Raw genomic sequence first — 19,049 nt, forward strand, 5'->3', positions numbered from 1 at the left:
GCCGGTATTGATCCTCAGATTTTCAGGGGGCCGGGATACCCCAGCATGGACCAGTTGGCCTGATCCGAGAAGTAGGCGCCCGCCGTGATGTCGTGGAGCGCCGCATACGCCTGCTGCCGCAAGGCGAGGCTGGACAAGCGCATGTTCTGCAGCACCTGCTGGATGTCGGCGACAGTCGCCTCGGCCCACGGCTGGGCAAGGCCGGCAAATGTGCGGCGACCCGCCGCGCTGGCCAGCAATGACAGCAGTTGCGACAACTCGCTTTGCGCGTGAGGTGGTAGTGATTGCACGAGGGCATCAATCCGATGGAGCAAGCCCTTGAGCGCCATCTGGCGTGCAGCGGGATCAACCGGCAGGCTCTTGTCGAGAACAGCTTGGGCGACGGCCGCAAACACCTCCCGCCCGGCGGAACTCAATGAGCCGTCCTCGAGCCCGGGCTGCAGCAAGGCCGCAGCGCCGCCGGCCAACGTGAGCACAGCCGCCGAGGTCATGCCGAGCTTGAGAAGCGTTCGCCTTTGCATGCGGGAAGTTTCTCACGGGCTCCCGCGTTTCAATAGAGCACCATACCTAGATAAACTCCGGGTTTGTATGGACGCAACTGCAAACGATATCCGCGACGCACTGCAGGCTGTGGCCGGGATTCGGCAGTTGCACGCGGAGGATCCCTCACTGGCGCGGGCCAGCGCTGAAATCAAGCGTTTTCAGGCGCGCCGCTTTGAGGCCACTTACGTTGACCTTCTGCACAGCCCGCGCTATCAAACCGCTGCCTCCTTCTTCCTGGAGGAGCTGTACAGCGACCAGGACTACACCGAGCGTGACCAGCAGTTTGCCCGCATCGCCAACACCATCGCCAGGCTCTTTCCGCAACCTGTTGTGAATACGGCGGCTGCGCTGGCCGAGGCGCATGCATTGACGGAGAAGCTGGACGACCTGATGGCCCGGCAGTGGCTGGCTGACAAGTCGGCCCCTTCGGGCGGCAGCGAGTGYGCGCGCTACATCCGGTGCTGGCGCYGCGTGGGGGACGCGGGTGCACGGCAGAGGCAGCTCGACGTGGTGCTTCACCTGGGGCACGAATTGAACCACCTGACACGCACGCGGGGACTGCGCACGCTGCTCAAGATGATGCGCCGACCGGCAGCCGCTGCGGGGCTGAGTTCGCTGCAGCATTTTCTGGAAACCGGCTTTGATGCTTTCGCCGGCATGCGGGGAGCGGACGACTTCCTGAAATTGGTTGCCCAGCGCGAGACGGAGTGGATCCGCTCCCTGTTTGAGGACGAAGCTGTCACGTGCGAGACCCAATTGAGCCATTTGCTGGCTGCCGGCGCACCGCATTAGGACAAGCCCCATGGGCCTTCGTCTGCAGGGCTTACACAATGAGCCGCAAGGAGTTTGTATGAACAGGCATTGGCTTAAAAGTTACCCCGATGGCGTCCCACACGAGATCGACCCGGAGCAGTTCCGCTCGCTCAACCAGCTGCTGGAAGATTCTTTCAGGAAAAATGCGTCGAAACCCTTTTCGGTCTGCATGGACCGCTGGATGTCTTACGGACAACTCGATGAGTTGTCATCGGCCCTGGGCGCCTGGCTGCAAAATCTGGGGCTGGAGCCGGGCGCACGGGTGGCCATCATGCTGCCCAACGTTCCCCAGTTCGCCGTAACCATGGCCGCCGTGCTGCGTGCCGGCTACACCTGCGTGAACGTGAATCCGCTGTATACCGCGCGCGAACTGGAGCACCAGCTCAAGGACTCGGGCGCCACCACGATTGTCATCCTGGAAAATTTTGCGGGGACGCTGTCCGAAGTCATTGAGCGGACACCCGTCAAAAACATCGTCATGGCCTCCATGGGTGATCTGCTCGGCTTTTGGTACGGGGCCTGGATCACCTTCGCAGTCCGCCACCTTGCCAAACTGGTACCAGCGTACAAGCTCCCGCTCGGTGACGGCCGCACCGTGACCACCTTCGGCCGGGCTGTGGCCGAGGGAGCCCGGCTCCCGCTCACGCCTGCGCAAAGCAATCTGGATTCGATCGCCTTTCTGCAATACACCGGTGGCACCACAGGCTTGTCCAAGGGGGCAATCCTCACGCACCGCAATATCGTCGCCGCCATCCTGCAGGCCGAAGCCTGGTTTACTCCGGCACTGCGGCGCATCGGCGATGTGAGCACGACGAACAACATTGCGGCACTGCCGCTGTATCACATCTTCGCGCTCACCCTGTGCCTGCTCACCATGCGCTGGGGTGCGCATTTGACACTGATACCCAATCCGCGCGATTTCGGAAAATTCATTGAAGTGCTGAAGAAACGGCCCTTTCACCTGCTGCCGGGAGTCAACACCCTGTTCAATGCCTTGCTGCAGCACCCACAGTTCAAGACCGTGGATTTTTCCAGCCTGTGCGTCTCCCAGGCGGGTGGCATGGCGGCGTCTGCGGGTACCGCCARGCACTGGCTGCAAGTCACCGGCTGTCCCATGATCGAGGGCTGGGGCATGAGTGAGACTTGCGCCATCGGAACGAACAATCCCGTGACGAACCGGGAGTTCACCGGCACGATCGGGTTGCCGCTGCCCAGCATTGAAGTGGCCATCAAGGACGAGGACGGCAACTCCCTTGCGCCCGGCGAGTCGGGCGAGATCTGCATCAGGGGGCCGCAGGTGATGACCGGCTATTACCGCCAGCCAGACGAAAATGAGAAGGCGTTTACCCGCGACGGATTCATGCGCACGGGCGACATCGGCATCATGGATGAGCGCGGATACACCAAAATTGTGGACCGCAAGAAAGACATGATCATTGTTTCGGGATTCAATGTATTTCCGAATGAGCTGGAGAACGTGATTTCCTTGTGCCCGGGTATCGTGGAGTGCGCGGCCATTGGCATTGCTGATGAAAAGCAGGGGGAAGCCATCAAGGTGTTTGTCGTGAAGAACGACCCTACGCTGACTGAAGACGATGTGAGCGCCTATTGCAAAGAGCATTTCACGGGCTACAAACGCCCCAAGTACATCGAGTTTCGCGATGATCTACCCAAATCCAATGTCGGAAAAATCCTCAGGCGCGAACTCCGCGCAACGGCCTGACGCCGCGCCCACGGTTGCGTTCTGATGTCTAGTCAAACTTTGCCTGGCGGCATGCACGTTTTTGAGCGTGGCTGGCTTTCTTCCAACAATATTTTGTTTATGGCTGGCGAAGAAAGCCTGCTGGTGGACAGCGGCTACTGCACCCACTCGGCACAAACGCTGTCGCTGGTTGAGGCGGCACTGGGCGGCCGAAGCCTTGGCTTTCTCGTCAACACCCATTTGCACAGTGATCACTGTGGCGGCAATGCGGCCTTGCAGGCCCGTTACCCGGCCATGAAGACATTGATCCCGCCCGGGCATGCGCAGCAGGTGGCCCAATGGGACCCCGTGGCGCTGACCTATCAGCCAACCGGGCAGCTTTGCCCGCGCTTCGGATTCGACCAGACGCTTCAGCCAGGAACGCAAGCGCGGTTTGGCGCCAGTGATTGGCAAGTCCATGCGGCAACCGGGCACGACCCTCACTCACTGGTGTTTTTTGAACCTGCCGAAAGGGTGCTCATATCTGCCGACGCTCTCTGGGAGAACGGTTTTGGCGTGGTCTTTCCGGAGCTGGAGGGGGTCGATGCTTTTGCAGAGGTGGCCGCAACACTGGACATGATTGAGCGCCTGGATCCGAAAACCGTGATCCCGGGGCACGGCCGGGTTTTCGCCTACACCCCCGAGGTCCTGGCTCGCGCACGCCAGCGCCTCGACGCCTTTGTCAGCAACCCTGTCAAACACGCACACCATGCGGCAAAGGTGCTGCTCAAATTCAAACTGCTCGAGACGCAAAGGCAGTCTTTTGACGGGTTCACCCAGTGGGCCGCCAGGACGCCCTATTTCATACTGCTCAATGAACGATTTTTTGGAAGCATCCCCGTTCGTCCGTGGATAGAGCAGCTGTGCCAGGAGCTGGTCAGCGCCGGCGTGGCCCGAAGAGAAGGTGCCTATCTGCTGAATGCGTGACTCGCGATGTTGCTGAAGCGCGCCACGAGCCTGGTGCTGCTGTCTTATTCCAGGCAAGTGAAAAGTGAAATACAAAAAAGCCCACATCCAAGGATGTGGGCTTTTTATTTCAGGTTTCTTATTTCAGGTGTGCAACTGAAATCGTTGGTGCACAAAAGAAAACGCCCGGCTGATCAAAAATCAACCGGGCGTTCCTCGCTGTAAGAGCCTGACGATGTCCTACTTTCACACGGGAATCCGCACTATCATCGGCGCTAAGTCGTTTCACTGTCCTGTTCGGGATGGGAAGGAGTGGTACCAACTTGCTATGGTCATCAGGCATAACTTTTTGATCGATTGTTCAGAGAACAACCCATCGAATTCATAGAGCAAATCAGCTTTTGTTTAGTAGTTGCACATCTTTTGACAGATGCGTCTTTTGAATGCGTCAACTTGGCATAACAACTTTGAATGAATCAAAGTTATAGGGTCAAGCCGCACGAGCAATTAGTATCAGTTAGCTTAACGCATTACTGCGCTTCCACACCTGACCTATCAACGTCCTGGTCTTGAACGACTCTTCAGGGGGCTCAAGGCCCCGGCAGATCTAATCTTGAAACGAGTTTCCCGCTTAGATGCTTTCAGCGGTTATCTCTTCCGAACTTAGCTACCCGGCAATGCCACTGGCGTGACAACCGGTACACCAGAGGTTCGTCCACTCCGGTCCTCTCGTACTAGGAGCAGGCTTCCTCAAATCTGCAGCGCCCACGGAAGATAGGGACCAAACTGTCTCACGACGTTTTAAACCCAGCTCACGTACCTCTTTAAATGGCGAACAGCCATACCCTTGGGACCGGCTACAGCCCCAGGATGAGATGAGCCGACATCGAGGTGCCAAACACCGCCGTCGATATGAACTCTTGGGCGGTATCAGCCTGTTATCCCCAGAGTACCTTTTATCCGTTGAGCGATGGCCCTTCCATACAGAACCACCGGATCACTATGTCCTGCTTTCGCATCTGCTCGACTTGTCAGTCTCGCAGTTAAGCACGCTTATGCCATTGCACTATTAGCACGATGTCCGACCGTACCTAGCGTACCTTCGAACTCCTCCGTTACACTTTGGGAGGAGACCGCCCCAGTCAAACTGCCTACCATGCACTGTCCCCGATCCAGATAATGGACCTAGGTTAGAACCTCAAACACACCAGGGTGGTATTTCAACGTTGGCTCCACCCGATCTAGCGACCGGGCTTCAAAGCCTCCCACCTATCCTACACAGATCTGTTCAAAGTCCAATACAAAGCTACAGTAAAGGTTCATGGGGTCTTTCCGTCTTTCCGCGGGGAGATTGCATCATCACAAACATTTCAACTTCGCTGAGTCTCAGGAGGAGACAGTGTGGCCATCATTACGCCATTCGTGCAGGTCGGAACTTACCCGACAAGGAATTTCGCTACCTTAGGACCGTTATAGTTACGGCCGCCGTTTACTGGGACTTCAATCAAGAGCTTGCACCCCATCATTTAATCTTCCAGCACCGGGCAGGCGTCACACCCTATACGTCGACTTTCGTCTTAGCAGAGTGCTGTGTTTTTAATAAACAGTTGCAGCCACCGATTTTTTGCAGCCTCATTGGGCTCCCCAAGTAAATGGTTCACCTACTAAAGGCACACCTTCTTCCGAAGTTACGGTGTCAATTTGCCGAGTTCCTTCTCCTGAGTTCTCTCAAGCGCCTTAGAATACTCATCTCGCGCACCAGTGTCGGTTTGCGGTACGGTCGTGTGTAGCTGAAGCTTAGTGGCTTTTCCTGGAAGCAGGGTATCACTCACTTCGTCTGCAAGCAGACTCGTTATCACCCCTCATCTAAGCCCGGCGGATTTACCTACCAGGCACGACTACAGGCTTGAACCAACATATCCAACAGTTGGCTGAGTTAACCTTCTCCGTCCCCACATCGCACTACACATCGGTACAGGAATATTGACCTGTTTCCCATCAGCTACGCATCTCTGCCTCGCCTTAGGGGCCGACTCACTCTACGCCGATGAACGTTGCGTAGAAAACCTTGCGCTTACGGCGAGGGGGCTTTTCACCCCCTTTAACGCTACTCATGTCAGCATTCGCACTTCTGATACCTCCAGCAGGGTTTACACCACCACCTTCACAGGCTTACAGAACGCTCTCCTACCACTTGCAATAAATTGCAAATCCGCAGCTTCGGTAACTGGCTTAGCCCCGTTACATCTTCCGCGCAGGACGACTCGATCAGTGAGCTATTACGCTTTCTTTAAATGATGGCTGCTTCTAAGCCAACATCCTGACTGTTATAGCCTTCCCACTTCGTTTCCCACTTAGCCAATTTTAGGGACCTTAGCTGGCGGTCTGGGTTGTTTCCCTCTTGAGTCCGGACGTTAGCACCCGGTGCTCTGTCTCCCAAGCTGTACTCGTCGGTATTCGGAGTTTGCATTGGTTTGGTAAGTCGCCATGACCCCCTAGCCAAAACAGTGCTCTACCCCCGACGGTAATACTTGAGGCACTACCTAAATAGTTTTCGGAGAGAACCAGCTATTTCCAAGTTTGTTTAGCCTTTCACCCCTATCCACAGCTCATCCGCTAGTTTTGCAACACTAGTCGGTTCGGACCTCCAGTGCGTGTTACCGCACCTTCATCCTGGCCATGGATARCTCACTTGGTTTCGGGTCTACACCCAGCGACTGATCGCCCTATTCGGACTCGATTTCTCTACGGCTACCCTATTCGGTTAACCTTGCCACTGAATGTAAGTCGCTGACCCATTATACAAAAGGTACGCAGTCACCCCTTGCGAGGCTCCTACTTTTTGTAAGCATGCGGTTTCAGGATCTATTTCACTCCCCTCCCGGGGTTCTTTTCGCCTTTCCCTCACGGTACTAGTTCACTATCGGTCAATGATGAGTATTTAGCCTTGGAGGATGGTCCCCCCATATTCAGACAGGATTTCTCGTGTCCCGCCCTACTTTTCGTTAGCTCAGTACCACAAGTCTCTTTTTGCATACGGGGCTATCACCCGCTATGGCCAGCCTTTCCAGGCTGTTCTGCTAAGAGTCTTGCTATCACTAACAGGCTTCTCCGATTTCGCTCGCCACTACTTTCGGAATCTCGGTTGATGTATTTTCCTCGAGCTACTGAGATGTTTCAGTTCACCCGGTTCGCCTCGCATACCTATGTATTCAGTATGCGATACCCCGAAGGGTGGGTTTCCCCATTCAGAAATCTCCGGATCAAAGCTAATTTGCCAGCTCCCCGAAGCTTATCGCAGGCTATCACGTCTTTCGTCGCCTATCATTGCCAAGGCATCCACCACATGCTCTTATTCACTTGACCCTATAACTTTGATTTCTCAGAAGTCATCTTCAAGGAATGATGTCTGGTCTTTCACCAGACGCGTTATGCCGTCTTCAAAAATCGATTTGACTCGAAATTGGAAGTTTCTTTTGACGCAATCAAAAAATTACTATGTCGCTAGCGGCACGGTCTGCACTAAACCTTTACGAATGTGCAGTTTCCGCTAGCAACGCTGATTTAACTCTATGAATTTTTAAAGAACAGCCAATAATTGAAATGAATCAATTAACACAAAACATCCTCAAAGAAGATGCTTTGCATTAATCAAGTACGACCAGGATAAGTTGGTGGAGGATGACGGGATCGAACCGACGACCCCCTGCTTGCAAAGCAGGTGCTCTCCCAGCTGAGCTAATCCCCCAGGATTCAAACTACTTCAAACCTGATTTGGTGGGTCTGGTTGGGCTCGAACCAACGACCCCCGCCTTATCAAGACGGTGCTCTAACCAGCTGAGCTACAGACCCTCTCGATTCAGCGTTGAATTCCGAAGGCGGCACCAATTAGATTAATAAATTAACTCTAAAACTAAATTGATAACCAATGCTGTTGTTTAAGACAACAGCCGATAAGAATGGGCGTAAGAATTTGATTGCATATTTCCAGAAAGGAGGTGATCCAGCCGCACCTTCCGATACGGCTACCTTGTTACGACTTCACCCCAGTCACGAACCCTGCCGTGGTAATCGCCCTCCTTGCGGTTAGGCTAACTACTTCTGGCAGAACCCGCTCCCATGGTGTGACGGGCGGTGTGTACAAGACCCGGGAACGTATTCACCGTGACATTCTGATCCACGATTACTAGCGATTCCGACTTCACGCAGTCGAGTTGCAGACTGCGATCCGGACTACGACTGGTTTTATGGGATTAGCTCCCCCTCGCGGGTTGGCAACCCTTTGTACCAGCCATTGTATGACGTGTGTAGCCCTACCTATAAGGGCCATGAGGACTTGACGTCATCCCCACCTTCCTCCGGTTTGTCACCGGCAGTCTCATTAGAGTGCCCAACTAAATGTAGCAACTAATGACAAGGGTTGCGCTCGTTGCGGGACTTAACCCAACATCTCACGACACGAGCTGACGACAGCCATGCAGCACCTGTGTTACGGTTCTCTTTCGAGCACTAAGCCATCTCTGGCGAATTCCGTACATGTCAAAGGTAGGTAAGGTTTTTCGCGTTGCATCGAATTAAACCACATCATCCACCGCTTGTGCGGGTCCCCGTCAATTCCTTTGAGTTTCAACCTTGCGGCCGTACTCCCCAGGCGGTCAACTTCACGCGTTAGCTTCGTTACTGAGTACTAATGCACCCAACAACCAGTTGACATCGTTTAGGGCGTGGACTACCAGGGTATCTAATCCTGTTTGCTCCCCACGCTTTCGTGCATGAGCGTCAGTACAGGTCCAGGGGATTGCCTTCGCCATCGGTGTTCCTCCGCATATCTACGCATTTCACTGCTACACGCGGAATTCCATCCCCCTCTACCGTACTCTAGCTATGCAGTCACAGATGCAATTCCCAGGTTGAGCCCGGGGATTTCACAACTGTCTTACATAACCGCCTGCGCACGCTTTACGCCCAGTAATTCCGATTAACGCTCGCACCCTACGTATTACCGCGGCTGCTGGCACGTAGTTAGCCGGTGCTTATTCTTACGGTACCGTCATTAGCCCTCTTTATTAGAAAGAGCCGTTTCGTTCCGTACAAAAGCAGTTTACAACCCGAAGGCCTTCTTCCTGCACGCGGCATTGCTGGATCAGGCTTTCGCCCATTGTCCAAAATTCCCCACTGCTGCCTCCCGTAGGAGTCTGGGCCGTGTCTCAGTCCCAGTGTGGCTGGTCGTTCTCTCAAACCAGCTACAGATCGTCGGCTTGGTGAGCTTTTACCTCACCAACAACCTAATCTGATATCAGCCGCTCCAATCGCGCGAGGTCTTGCGATCCCCCGCTTTCATCCTTAGATCGTATGCGGTATTAGCGTAAATTTCTCTACGTTATCCCCCACGACTGGGCACGTTCCGATATATTACTCACCCGTTCGCCACTCGCCACCAGGATTGCTCCCGTGCTGCCGTTCGACTTGCATGTGTAAGGCATGCCGCCAGCGTTCAATCTGAGCCAGGATCAAACTCTATAGTTTAATCACTGCAATAATTTTCAACTCCCCGCATTTGACTGCGGGAAGAAAACTCATAAAAACGGAATTGATGAGAAATCTTGACGATTTCACATTTTCTATCTCTATGAGCGTTTAAGGTCAGAAGACCTGGCTGATTAACTTTCGTTAACTTCGCCTGGCAATCGCCTTCAAACGCCCATACTTATCGGCTGTAAATTTTTAATGATCCTGACTACTTACTCGGCAACTTCGTCGCTTCGTTTTCGTCGTTTGCTGTGATCAGCTGAGCCTCAAATTATATACCGGATTTTGCAGCCGGGTCAACTTTTTTGACTCTTTTTTCTTCTTCTCTCTGCCGATATGAGCTTCTTGCGAAGCGCTTATTTATCAGCTGAGCCATAGACTATAACACTATTTTTCAGGCCCTGAAGAAGAAATCGAAACGCATTTGAGGCGGGCGTTCCATCCACTGCCGTACGCCGGCGCCCACTCATCCCGGACGGCCAGCTACCACTAGAGGGACAGGGGCAAGGAACGCATACGTTTACCGGTCAAGGTGAACAGCGCGCCGGCCAAGGCGGGCGCCAGGGACGGCACACCAGGCTCGCCCACGCCGGCCGGTGGGCGCGTGCTGGGCACCATATAGGTCTGTACCAATGGCGCCTGCGCCAGCTGCAGCATCGGGTAGTCGTGAAAGTTCTTCTGCTGCACCACGCCTTCATGAATATCGACCCGTCCGTACAGCGCTGCAGTCAGCGCGAAGACAACGGCGCCTTCCATTTGCTGCGCCACGATACCCGGATTGATCACCGTGCCGCAATCTATCGCACACACCACGCGGTGCACGCGTGGCGTCCCGCCCACCAGCGACACCTCCACCACCTGCGCCACGATGGAGCCGAACGATTCATGCAAGGCGAGGCCTCGCGCACGGCCGGCGGGCAGCGCAGCACCCCAATCAGCCTTGCCGGCGGCCAGATCCAGCACCGCGAGATGCCGGGGCGCGTGTCTTAACAAGGCACGGCGGAAGGCCAAGGGGTCCTGTTTGGCATCCCAAGCCAGCTCATCAATAAAGCTTTCCGAAAAAAAGGCGTTGTGCGAATGTCCTACCGAGCGCCAAAAGCCCACGGGTACGCCCATGCGGGTGGCCACATGGGACATTTTTTGGCTGGCGAAGCCGTAAGGCAGGTCAAACAGGCCTTCCGAAGTGGTTTTGTCAGGGGTATCTACCGGCCCGGACAACGCGGGCAGGCCACGGGCCATCCAGCGCGGCGTGATGGCGTCGCCCGCCGATTTGATGCGCAGACTGGTCACCTGGCCTTCTGCATTGACAGCGGCACGCAGCATGGCGACATGCATGGGCCGATAGAAGTCATGGGTGGTGTCTTCCTCGCGGGACCAGATCAGCTGCACCGGCCGGCCGCCGCACTCCATGGCCACGCGCACGGCCTGCGCTACAAAGTCCACCTCCAGCCGCCGCCCAAAGCCGCCGCCCAGCAAGGTGACGGTCAGCTTGACTTTCTCCACCGCAACGCCCGCCACCCGCGCCGCCGCCGCCACAGCCATCTGCGGCACCTGTGTTGGCGCCCACAGCAGCACCTTGCCATCCACCACTTGCGCCGTGCAGTTCATGGGCTCCAGCGTCGCATGCGCCAGGTACGGCGCACGGTACAGCGCTTCGATCTTGCGTACAGCGCCCGCTTCGGCAGTTTCCACGGCGCCTGTTTCATAAAAGGTAAAGCCATCCGTGCGCTCCAGGACGGTTTCCAGCTCTTTTTCGATCAGCCGGCTGTCCAGCGCGCCAGCGGGGCGCTGCTGCCAGTCGACCTGCACGGCCAGCGCGCCCTGCTGGGCATGCCACCAGGTTTTACCCACAACGGCAAACCCGGCGGTGGAGCCGGCGTAGGCGGGCAGGCGCACCAGGCGTTCCACACCGGGAAGGCCCAGCGCGACATGGGGGTTGATGGCGCCGGGCGAGCCGCCGAGCATGGGGCAGAGGCGGACAGCGGCAAACACCATGCCGGGCAGACGCACGTCCAGCCCAAAAGTGGCGCTGCCATTGACTTTGGCGGGCACGTCCTGGCGCGGGGCACTCTGGCCTATCAGTTTCCAGTCCTTGCGGCTCTTGAGTGTTACTTCGCCCGGCGGGGTGGCGGCGGCAAACCTGGCCAGCTCACCGTAATGGGCCGAGGGGCCCGAAGGATGCGAAATGACCCCGTTGCTGATGCTGAGCTCATCCACCGGCAGCTTCCAGTCCAGCGAAGCCGCCCCCAGCAGGCTGGCCCGTGCGGTGGCCGCGGCCGTCCGCAGCACCTCCCAGGCATCGGCCACGCTCGACGACCCGCCGGTCGCATTGATGCCCAGCTCGCGAGCAATCTTGCCCACCATCCATTCGCTGACCCTGATTTTGACCGGCCGGACTTTGGGCGCCCCCTCTGCAGAGTAGGTGTCCAGCTCAGTCGGATGAAAGGGCAAGCTGGCCACCAACATGGCCACATTGCCGTAAATGGTGTCGCTGCCGGCCTGCTCCAGGCTCACCCGCGCCAGGGGCACATCCAGCTCTTCAGCCACCAGCATGGCCAACGCGGTATGCACGCCCTGCCCCATTTCGCTGCGCGGCATGGCCAGCACGACGGATCCGTCGTCCCGAATCTTGATCCAGCCATTGAGCGCCACCGCGGTTGACGCCGGCATGCCGGCCACAGGCTCCGCAGGCGGGTGCAGGACAGCGCTGCCCAGCCGGGAACGGGGCGGCAACACACTCCAGCCGATGACCAGCGCCCCTGCAGCCCCCGCAGCACTCAGCAGCCAGGCGCGCCTTTTCATCGGTTGGCCTTTTTCACCGAACCATTGGGCGCCATACCCGCCGCCCGCTTGATGGCCACCCGGATGCGCTGGTAAGTACCGCAGCGGCAGATATTCGTCATGGCCGCATCTATGTCGGCATCGGTGGGTTTGGGCTTCCTGTCGAGCAAGGCCGCCGCGGCCATCAGCATGCCCGACTGGCAATACCCGCACTGGGGCACCTGCTCCGCGATCCAGGCCAGCTGCAGGGTATGGGGTTTGTCCGGCGTGCCCAGGGCTTCAATGGTTTGCACGCGTTTGCCCAGCACGGCCGACACAGGAGTCACACAGGAGCGCACGGCCTGGCCGTCCACCCGTACGGTGCAGGCCCCGCAGGCCGCCACACCGCAGCCAAACTTGGTACCGGTCATGTTCAGTACATCCCGCAGCAGCCAGAGCAGTGGCATGCCGGGGTCGGCCTCGACCTGCACAGCGCGGCCATTGAGGTCCAGCTTGATCGGTAACTCCACGCGGCGTCCTCCTGAAAGTCCATCAAGGACAGGACCACTATAACGCGACGATGCGGCGGCCAGCCCACCGCCCGCCGAAGCCCGGAAGCCCTGACAAATCGCCGTCCTTGGCCTCCGGCCGGATAATCCATGCCCTATATGGCACTAATTACCCTACTTGACGCCCAACTCGCTTTTGGGCACGTCGCATTGCTGGACCACGCAGATTTCGCTCTCGAGACCAACCAACGCATTGGCCTGATCGGCCGCAACGGCACGGGCAAGTCCTCCCTGCTCAAAATCCTGGCAGGCCTGGAGAAGCCCGACGACGGCACCCTGCAGCTGCAGCAAAATCTGCGCATTGCCTACGTGCCGCAGGAACCCAGCCTGGACCCGCACGCTACGGTATTTATCGCCGCCAGCGCGGGGCTGGCGCGGACCCGGCACGTGGTCGAGCAATACCTGGCGGCCGATGAGCACACCGATCTGGACGCCCTGCAATCCGAAATCGAGGCGCTGGACGGCTGGAACTGGGAGCAGCGCGTCGAGGAAACCCTGCACCGCCTGCACCTGGACAAGGACGCCATCGTCGGCTCGCTCTCGGGCGGCACCAAAAAACGCGTGGCGCTGGCCCAGGCGCTGGTCGCCAAACCCGACGTACTGCTACTTGACGAGCCGACCAACCACCTGGACCTGGACTCGATCGCCTGGCTGGAGGAACTGCTGGTCAATTTCAACGGCAGCATCATCACCATCACCCACGACCGGGCCTTCCTGGACCAGGTCGCCACCGCCATCGTCGAGTTGGACCGCGGCAAGCTGACCAGCTACCCCGGCAACTTCGCCCAATACCTGGTGCAAAAGGAAGAGCAGATGGCGCAGGAAGCCGTCATCAACGCCAAGGCCGACAAGCTGCTGGCGCAGGAAGAGATCTGGATCCGCAAGGGCGTGGAAGCGCGCCGCACTCGCAGCGTGGCCCGCATTGGCCGGCTGGAAGCGTTGCGCGACAACCGCGCGGCCCGGCGCGATGCCGTCGGCCGCGTCAACCTGGACGTTTCCAGCGGCGAGAAAAGCGGCAAGATCGTGGCCGAGCTCACCGATGTCTCGAAAAGCTTCGGCCACCCGGGTTCGGAAAAAATCATCGTCAACCGCTTCACCGGCACCTTGCTGCGCGGCGACAAGGTCGGCCTGCTGGGCCCCAATGGCGCGGGCAAGACCACACTGCTCAAGCTCATCCTGGGCGAGCTGCAGCCCGACGTGACCACGCCGCCCGGCAAGATCCGCCAGGGCGCCAACCTGCAGGTGGCCTACTTCGACCAGATGCGCGACAGCCTGGACCTGGACGCGACCCTGGAAGACTTCATCAGCCCGGGCAGCGAGTGGGTCGAGATCAACGGTCAGAAAAAGCACGTCAAGAGCTACCTCACCGACTTCCTGTTCTCGCCCGCGCGCGCCAACTCCCCGGTGCGCACCCTCTCGGGCGGCGAGCGCAACCGCCTGCTGCTGGCGCGCCTGTTCGCGCGGCCGGCCAACGTGCTGGTGCTGGACGAGCCCACCAACGACCTGGACATCGACACCCTGGAGCTGCTGGAAGACCTGCTGCAAAACTACGAAGGCACGGTCTTCCTGGTCAGCCATGACAGGCGCTTCCTCGACAACGTGGTCACCAGCACCATTGCCTACGAAGGCACGCCCGAGAACCCGGGCTTCTGGCGCGAATACGAAGGCGGCGTGACGGACTGGATTACCCAGTCAAAGCGGGCCGCCCAAATCAGCGGCGGTAAAACTGCGGCTACGGCCACAGCCGCGGCCTCCAGCCCGAAAAATGCCGGCAAAAGCAGCATCGAGCCAAAGAAGGACGCGGCAGCATCGCCATCAAAAAAGAAGCTGAGCTACAAGGAGCAACGTGAGCTGGAGGGCCTGCCAGCGCTGATCCAGCAACTTGAGTCGCAGCAAAAGGCTATTGAGCAGGAGCTTTATGACGGCACGCTATACACACGCGACGCCAAACGGGCGGCCGAACTCAATGCGCGCAACAGCAAGATCGAGGAAGAGTTGATGGCGGCATTGCAGCGCTGGGAAGCCTTGTCTTCCTGATTTGCTGGTCTTGCTGGTTTTGTCTTTCTGGCCTGTCCTCCTCAACGCTTCCTGCAGGAACGGACAAGCCGGGCGCCTACAGAAAGTGTAGACAGACACCGGGGCGCCGCGGGCGCACAAATCCCCCAGCCTGCGCTAAAGTGGTCTGCATCATGCCCACCACCGCAGCATCCAGCCGGGCAGGCCTTCCCTCTTTCCGGGCCTTTTCTGCAGCCCGTTTATCGCGCGGCGCACAGTGGGCCTGCGCACTGCTGTTGAGTTGCTGGATCAGCGGCTGCGCATCGCTGCCCACTGAGGTCGACAGGCCGGTCTCGCACGCCCTGGCCGCTCCTTCGGAAACCGCGCTGGGCCGGGCCGTCGAAGTCTGGGCTGCCAGGGCCGGCACCCGCAACGATTCCGGATTTGCACTGGTGGGCAGTGCCGAGCTGGCCTTCACCACCCGCATGACGCTGATCCAGTCGGCGCAAAAAACGCTGGATATCCAGTACTACGCCATCTTTGCCGACGACACCACCGAGCGCATGTTTGAGGCGCTGCGCGACGCCGCCAACCGGGGCGTGCGCATCCGTATCCTGCTGGATGACTTCAACACCTCAGGCAAGAACGCCCAGGTGTTGAAGCTGGCCTTTGAGAAAAACATCGAACTGCGGCTGTTCAACCCCTTGCCCGGCGGCCGCAGCTCACTGTTTTTCCGGATCCTGAGCAACCTCAAGGACGCGGACCGCATCCAGCGGCGCATGCACAACAAGATTTTCATTGCCGACAACGCCGTGGCCATCACCGGAGGCCGCAACCTGGGCGAAACCTATTTCGGCCAAAGTGAGAACACCAACTTTGTCGACATTGACATCCTGGCCGCCGGCCGCATGGCGCGCGACCTGTCCGGCAGCTTCGACCAGTACTGGAACAACCCGCAGGCCTACCCGGTGCAGTCGCTGATGACCGCCAGGCAAATCGAAGCCCTCAAGCCCCGGGCCGACAACACGGCAGCCATTCCCGGCACCCAACCCGCCAATCCGGACAAACCCGCCGCCGCAGCCACCGCCGCCAGCGTCCCGGCTGCCGCGACGGGCGGCGCCAACCCCACCACCACCGAGCGGGTGGTCACGTCACCGAACGGCGGCACCACCACCCTCCCGGCCTTGCCCAATTCAACCAACCTGCAACTGCTGAGCTGGACCTGGGCGCCATCGGCCATGCTGGTGGACAAACCGTCCAAGATCGCCGCCGATGCTGACAGTACCGAAGAGTCGCAAGACACGGCGGTGGATGGCCTGTTGCAACTCATGTCGCAGGCCAAAACCGACCTGCTGGTCGTCTCGCCCTATTTTGTGCCCGGGGAACGCATGATGAAACAGTTTGCCGACCTCCGGCAACGCGGCGTGCGCATCCGGGTGCTGACCAACTCGCTGGCCTCCAACGATGCACCGGCCGCGCACGTCGGTTATGCCCGCTATCGCAAGGCGCTGCTCGGCATGGGTATCGAGCTTTACGAAATGCGCGCCAACCAGGCAGGCTCCCTCAGCAGCCTCGGCTCGTCCTCGAGCTCCAATGGCAGTTCGCGGGCCAGCCTGCACGCCAAGGTGGTGGTGATGGACGACCGCCTGCTGGCAGTGGGCTCCATGAACCTGGATCTGCGCTCCAAGCTGCAGAACAGCGAGGTCGCCATCGTCATCCGTAGCCGCGCCCTGTCGCAGGAAGCTGCGCGCCTGATCGAGCCGGCGCTGGCGCGCGGCGCCTACCGGGTGGAGCTGGTGGACGGCCAACTGACCTGGCGCGCGCCGCAAGGCTCCCAGCTGAAGGATTCGACCTCCGAGCCGGATGCCAGCGTGGGCTTGAAGCTGATGCTCAAGCTGATCGGGCCGTTTGCCCCGGAGGAGATGCTTTGAAGAACCGTTGACGAACCGTTGAAGAACCGAAGCGCGCCGGTTTTTTGATGAATTCGGTTGGGGCCGGTTTTCGCTTTCGAAGTCCCAAGCCCGGCAGACTCCTAGACATGCACGACCGCCAGGACGGCTGGCTGGTTGCCGAGCACGCGGCTGCAATGACCCATGCCGGTGGTGTCTTCCAGCAGCAACGCACTGCCGGGCGCAATTTTTTGCTGCTCGCCGTCGCCCGCCTCGAACTCCATTTCCCCCGACAACACGATGATCCACATGCGCAGGGGCGAGGGGTGCAAATCTCCGACCCACCCCGCGGGCAAATGCAGGAATCCATAGCGCGACGCAGTTTCGAGGGGCGAAACGCTGAACGGCGGAGCCGGCGGCGCGAACTCGCGCGGCGACATCTCGACGTCAAGCGGCGCAAAGTGCGAGACACCGTCATCGTCGGGGTACAGGCACCGGAAATTGAGGATGGTCGACATGTTTTACCTCCTTTGCCGCTTAAAGCCTCAAACTTCGCCTGGAACTTCGTTCACTGCACCAAATAGCGTTCGATGTGGGCTTCATTCCAGTTGCTCCACCGCCTTCACCAGGCTGAATTTTCCTGCAGTTATAAACCGCCCCACGCCAGGGCGCAATCCGCCGCACGGATTACTTCATCCCATCCCGCAAGCGCGCAAACACCTTCCAGAACGCCGCGGTCGCAAAGTTGATACCGATTATTTGATGCGCGCGGTCAAACCCAGGCTGTACGAGGGATACGAACCAGAACCGCTCCAGGCCGCCATCTTGCCCTTGGGATTGATCCGGATGTTGGTCACTGCGGCGTCGTAACCGGCACCGTTGGGCGCCGGTGTGTAGGTGAAACTGGTGCCGCCGTCGTTGGAGAACGTGACGTCGTCCGTGGCGCTCGACAGCGATGTGAAGGTGTACGAGAGGTTGCTCGAAGTCGTGCCATCCGTGAACGTCACCGGGCCGCCCGCGGCGCCTACGTACAGCTCCAGATTGGGTGGAATCGGATCGCTGATGGTCATCACATCAGTGTTGACCGTCCCCAGGCCGGTATTGCTGATGGTGATGGTGTAGAGCACCTGCGCACCCGGAATGTTCTTGGGGTTGGTCGTGCCGTTGACCGGGTCGCTGATCACCGAGACGGTCTTCATGTTGAGCAGACCCGGGTAGACGATCGTGTCCACGTCGCTGGCGCTGTTGGTCTGGCTGTTGGCGGTGACGGTGGCGACGTTGGTCAGGGTTCCGGTCGGGTTGCCGCTGAGCTGCGCATTGACCGTGAACACCACGGCGCTGTTCACTGGCATCGCGGGAATCGTGACGCCCGAGGCGCCTTGCATGTTGGCCACCGTCAAGGCCGTACCGGCGCTCGGGCAGGTTGCACCGCCCGAAGCCAGACAGGTCACGCTGCTGACGTTCAGGTTGCTCACCGCCGGGTCCTTGAAGACTGCGGCATTGCTGTTGGCAGTTGACAATACGATGCCGGTGGAATTGGTGATGGTGATCGTGTAGCTCGTCGCGTCACCCGGCGTGATGCTGGTGATGCCGTCGGTCTTGCTGATGGTGGGCAGCACGATCACATCAACCGAGCCCTGGAAGATCTCGGGAGCGTTGCATTTCGACTTGGTGTTGGGCGCCGGATCGTTGATGGAGGTGCAGGTGCCGCCCGACGGGCTGGACTGGTTGTCCCAGCTCACGACGAACGGGATGAACAGCTTGCCCGCGGTCCCCAGGGTCCCTGCGGTTCCCGGCGGCGGATTCGCCCGGCACGGCACGCTGACGCCGGCCATGCGCAACACGCCGTTACCGGTGCCGCCCCGGATGCTCCCGTTGCCGTCGCCGCAGGTGTCGCGCGTGCCGCTCCATGGCCCGGGGTCCAGGTCGAGAAAGGGCGACGTCGCCAGAACCGAGGGGGTGGGCAGAATCGCCACCGAGCAGGAAGCCGCACCGCCATTGACAGGGAGCGTCTGCGGACTGTTGCCGTCGTTTGAAATGAAGATGCCAACGTCCCAGCGATTAGGCGACGCGAATTGCACCGTGACATCCAGGTCGAGCGTGATGTTCTGCCCGCCGGTGCAGGAGGCCGGTCCGCCCACCACGGTGATGGCGGTGATGCTGACGTCGTTGGCCGTGCAGCCGAGGTCCGACCCGAAACGCTCTGCCGCGCATTGGGTCGCACCGAAAGCATGGACCAGGCCCGGCATGAGCAGCGCCAGCCACAAGGCCGGAAAAATCCTGATGAGGTCGTTAAGTCGCATG

The 19,049-nt window shown here is 59.0% G+C and carries 10 protein-coding genes, 2 tRNA genes and 3 rRNA genes; 5 read left to right on the forward strand and 10 right to left on the reverse strand.

The features are described 5' to 3' along the window. Window positions 1-14: 14 nt before the first annotated feature. The gene (locus tag AC1DUR_RS05195; protein ID WP_477719106.1) at window positions 15-521 is read right to left on the reverse strand and encodes a hypothetical protein; all 507 of its coding nucleotides are present in this window, start codon (window positions 519-521) and stop codon (window positions 15-17) included. A 67-nt stretch (window positions 522-588) separates the two neighbouring features. Here AC1DUR_RS05195 and AC1DUR_RS05200 point away from each other — a divergent pair, with 67 nt between their 5' ends. Genes AC1DUR_RS05200 through AC1DUR_RS05210 form a run of 3 tightly spaced genes read left to right on the forward strand, consistent with a single transcriptional unit; the run spans window position 589 to window position 4,024 of the window. Then, the gene (locus AC1DUR_RS05200; RefSeq protein WP_477721402.1) at window positions 589-1,335 is read left to right on the forward strand and encodes a DUF8198 family protein; all 747 of its coding nucleotides are present in this window, start codon (window positions 589-591) and stop codon (window positions 1,333-1,335) included. Between the two features lie 58 nt (window positions 1,336-1,393). Further along, entirely contained in the window at window positions 1,394-3,079 is a 1,686-nt protein-coding gene (locus AC1DUR_RS05205) for an AMP-binding protein (protein ID WP_477721403.1), read from the forward strand. A 24-nt stretch (window positions 3,080-3,103) separates the two neighbouring features. Next, complete coding sequence (locus AC1DUR_RS05210) at window positions 3,104-4,024, forward strand: MBL fold metallo-hydrolase (protein ID WP_477719109.1); 921 nt, start codon at window positions 3,104-3,106, stop codon at window positions 4,022-4,024. A 206-nt stretch (window positions 4,025-4,230) separates the two neighbouring features. On the opposite strand, the gene rrf is transcribed toward AC1DUR_RS05210, so the two are convergent. From rrf to AC1DUR_RS05245, 7 genes are all read right to left on the reverse strand, one after another. Further along, window positions 4,231-4,343: ribosomal RNA gene (gene rrf / locus AC1DUR_RS05215) — 5S ribosomal RNA — on the reverse strand. A 146-nt stretch (window positions 4,344-4,489) separates the two neighbouring features. Next, a 23S ribosomal RNA gene (locus AC1DUR_RS05220) occupies window positions 4,490-7,369 on the reverse strand. 306 nt (window positions 7,370-7,675) lie between these two features. After that, window positions 7,676-7,751, reverse strand: a tRNA-Ala gene (locus AC1DUR_RS05225). Between the two features lie 27 nt (window positions 7,752-7,778). Then, window positions 7,779-7,855 (reverse strand) — tRNA-Ile (locus AC1DUR_RS05230). A gap of 139 nt (window positions 7,856-7,994) precedes the next feature. Continuing rightward, window positions 7,995-9,529: ribosomal RNA gene (locus tag AC1DUR_RS05235) — 16S ribosomal RNA — on the reverse strand. Together the 16S, 23S and 5S rRNA genes with 2 tRNA genes alongside form the textbook arrangement of a ribosomal RNA operon. A gap of 492 nt (window positions 9,530-10,021) precedes the next feature. Then, on the reverse strand, window positions 10,022-12,334 hold the full coding sequence (locus tag AC1DUR_RS05240; protein WP_477719110.1) for a xanthine dehydrogenase family protein molybdopterin-binding subunit: 2,313 nt from the start codon (window positions 12,332-12,334) through the stop codon (window positions 10,022-10,024). After that, window positions 12,331-12,810, reverse strand: a complete 480-nt coding sequence (locus AC1DUR_RS05245; RefSeq protein ID WP_477719237.1) for a (2Fe-2S)-binding protein — start codon at window positions 12,808-12,810, stop codon at window positions 12,331-12,333. The genes AC1DUR_RS05240 and AC1DUR_RS05245 overlap by 4 nt, the downstream gene beginning before the upstream one ends. Before the next feature lie 150 nt (window positions 12,811-12,960). Here AC1DUR_RS05245 and AC1DUR_RS05250 point away from each other — a divergent pair, with 150 nt between their 5' ends. Continuing rightward, window positions 12,961-14,898, forward strand: coding sequence for an ATP-binding cassette domain-containing protein (locus tag AC1DUR_RS05250; RefSeq protein WP_477719238.1), 1,938 nt, complete (start codon window positions 12,961-12,963; stop codon window positions 14,896-14,898). 152 nt (window positions 14,899-15,050) lie between these two features. Beyond that, window positions 15,051-16,787 carry a phospholipase D family protein gene (locus AC1DUR_RS05255; RefSeq protein ID WP_477719111.1) on the forward strand — a complete coding sequence of 579 codons (1,737 nt, stop codon included), beginning with the start codon at window positions 15,051-15,053 and terminating at the stop codon, window positions 16,785-16,787. Window positions 16,788-16,888: 101 nt separating this feature from the next. Here AC1DUR_RS05255 and AC1DUR_RS05260 read toward each other — a convergent pair whose 3' ends face one another. After that, complete coding sequence (locus tag AC1DUR_RS05260; protein ID WP_477719112.1) at window positions 16,889-17,263, reverse strand: cupin domain-containing protein; 375 nt, start codon at window positions 17,261-17,263, stop codon at window positions 16,889-16,891. A 237-nt stretch (window positions 17,264-17,500) separates the two neighbouring features. Continuing rightward, on the reverse strand, window positions 17,501-19,048 hold the full coding sequence (locus AC1DUR_RS05265) for a COG1361 family protein (RefSeq protein ID WP_477721404.1): 1,548 nt from the start codon (window positions 19,046-19,048) through the stop codon (window positions 17,501-17,503). Between the last annotated feature and the right edge of the window lies 1 nt (window position 19,049).

Source organism: Polaromonas sp. P4_F4 (assembly GCF_056401355.1).

Excerpts from the sequence above, each read along its gene's own strand:
- AC1DUR_RS05195 (WP_477719106.1), bottom strand. The coding sequence starts at position 521 with ATGCAAAGGCGAACGCTTCTCAAGCTCGGCATGACCTCGGCGGCTGTG.
- AC1DUR_RS05210 (WP_477719109.1), top strand. The coding sequence starts at position 3,104 with ATGTCTAGTCAAACTTTGCCTGGCGGCATGCACGTTTTTGAGCGTGGC.
- AC1DUR_RS05240 (WP_477719110.1), bottom strand. The coding sequence starts at position 12,334 with ATGAAAAGGCGCGCCTGGCTGCTGAGTGCTGCGGGGGCTGCAGGGGCG.
- AC1DUR_RS05250 (WP_477719238.1), top strand. The coding sequence starts at position 12,961 with ATGGCACTAATTACCCTACTTGACGCCCAACTCGCTTTTGGGCACGTC.
- AC1DUR_RS05255 (WP_477719111.1), top strand. The coding sequence starts at position 15,051 with ATGCCCACCACCGCAGCATCCAGCCGGGCAGGCCTTCCCTCTTTCCGG.
- AC1DUR_RS05260 (WP_477719112.1), bottom strand. The coding sequence starts at position 17,263 with ATGTCGACCATCCTCAATTTCCGGTGCCTGTACCCCGACGATGACGGT.
- AC1DUR_RS05265 (WP_477721404.1), bottom strand. The coding sequence starts at position 19,048 with ATGCGACTTAACGACCTCATCAGGATTTTTCCGGCCTTGTGGCTGGCG.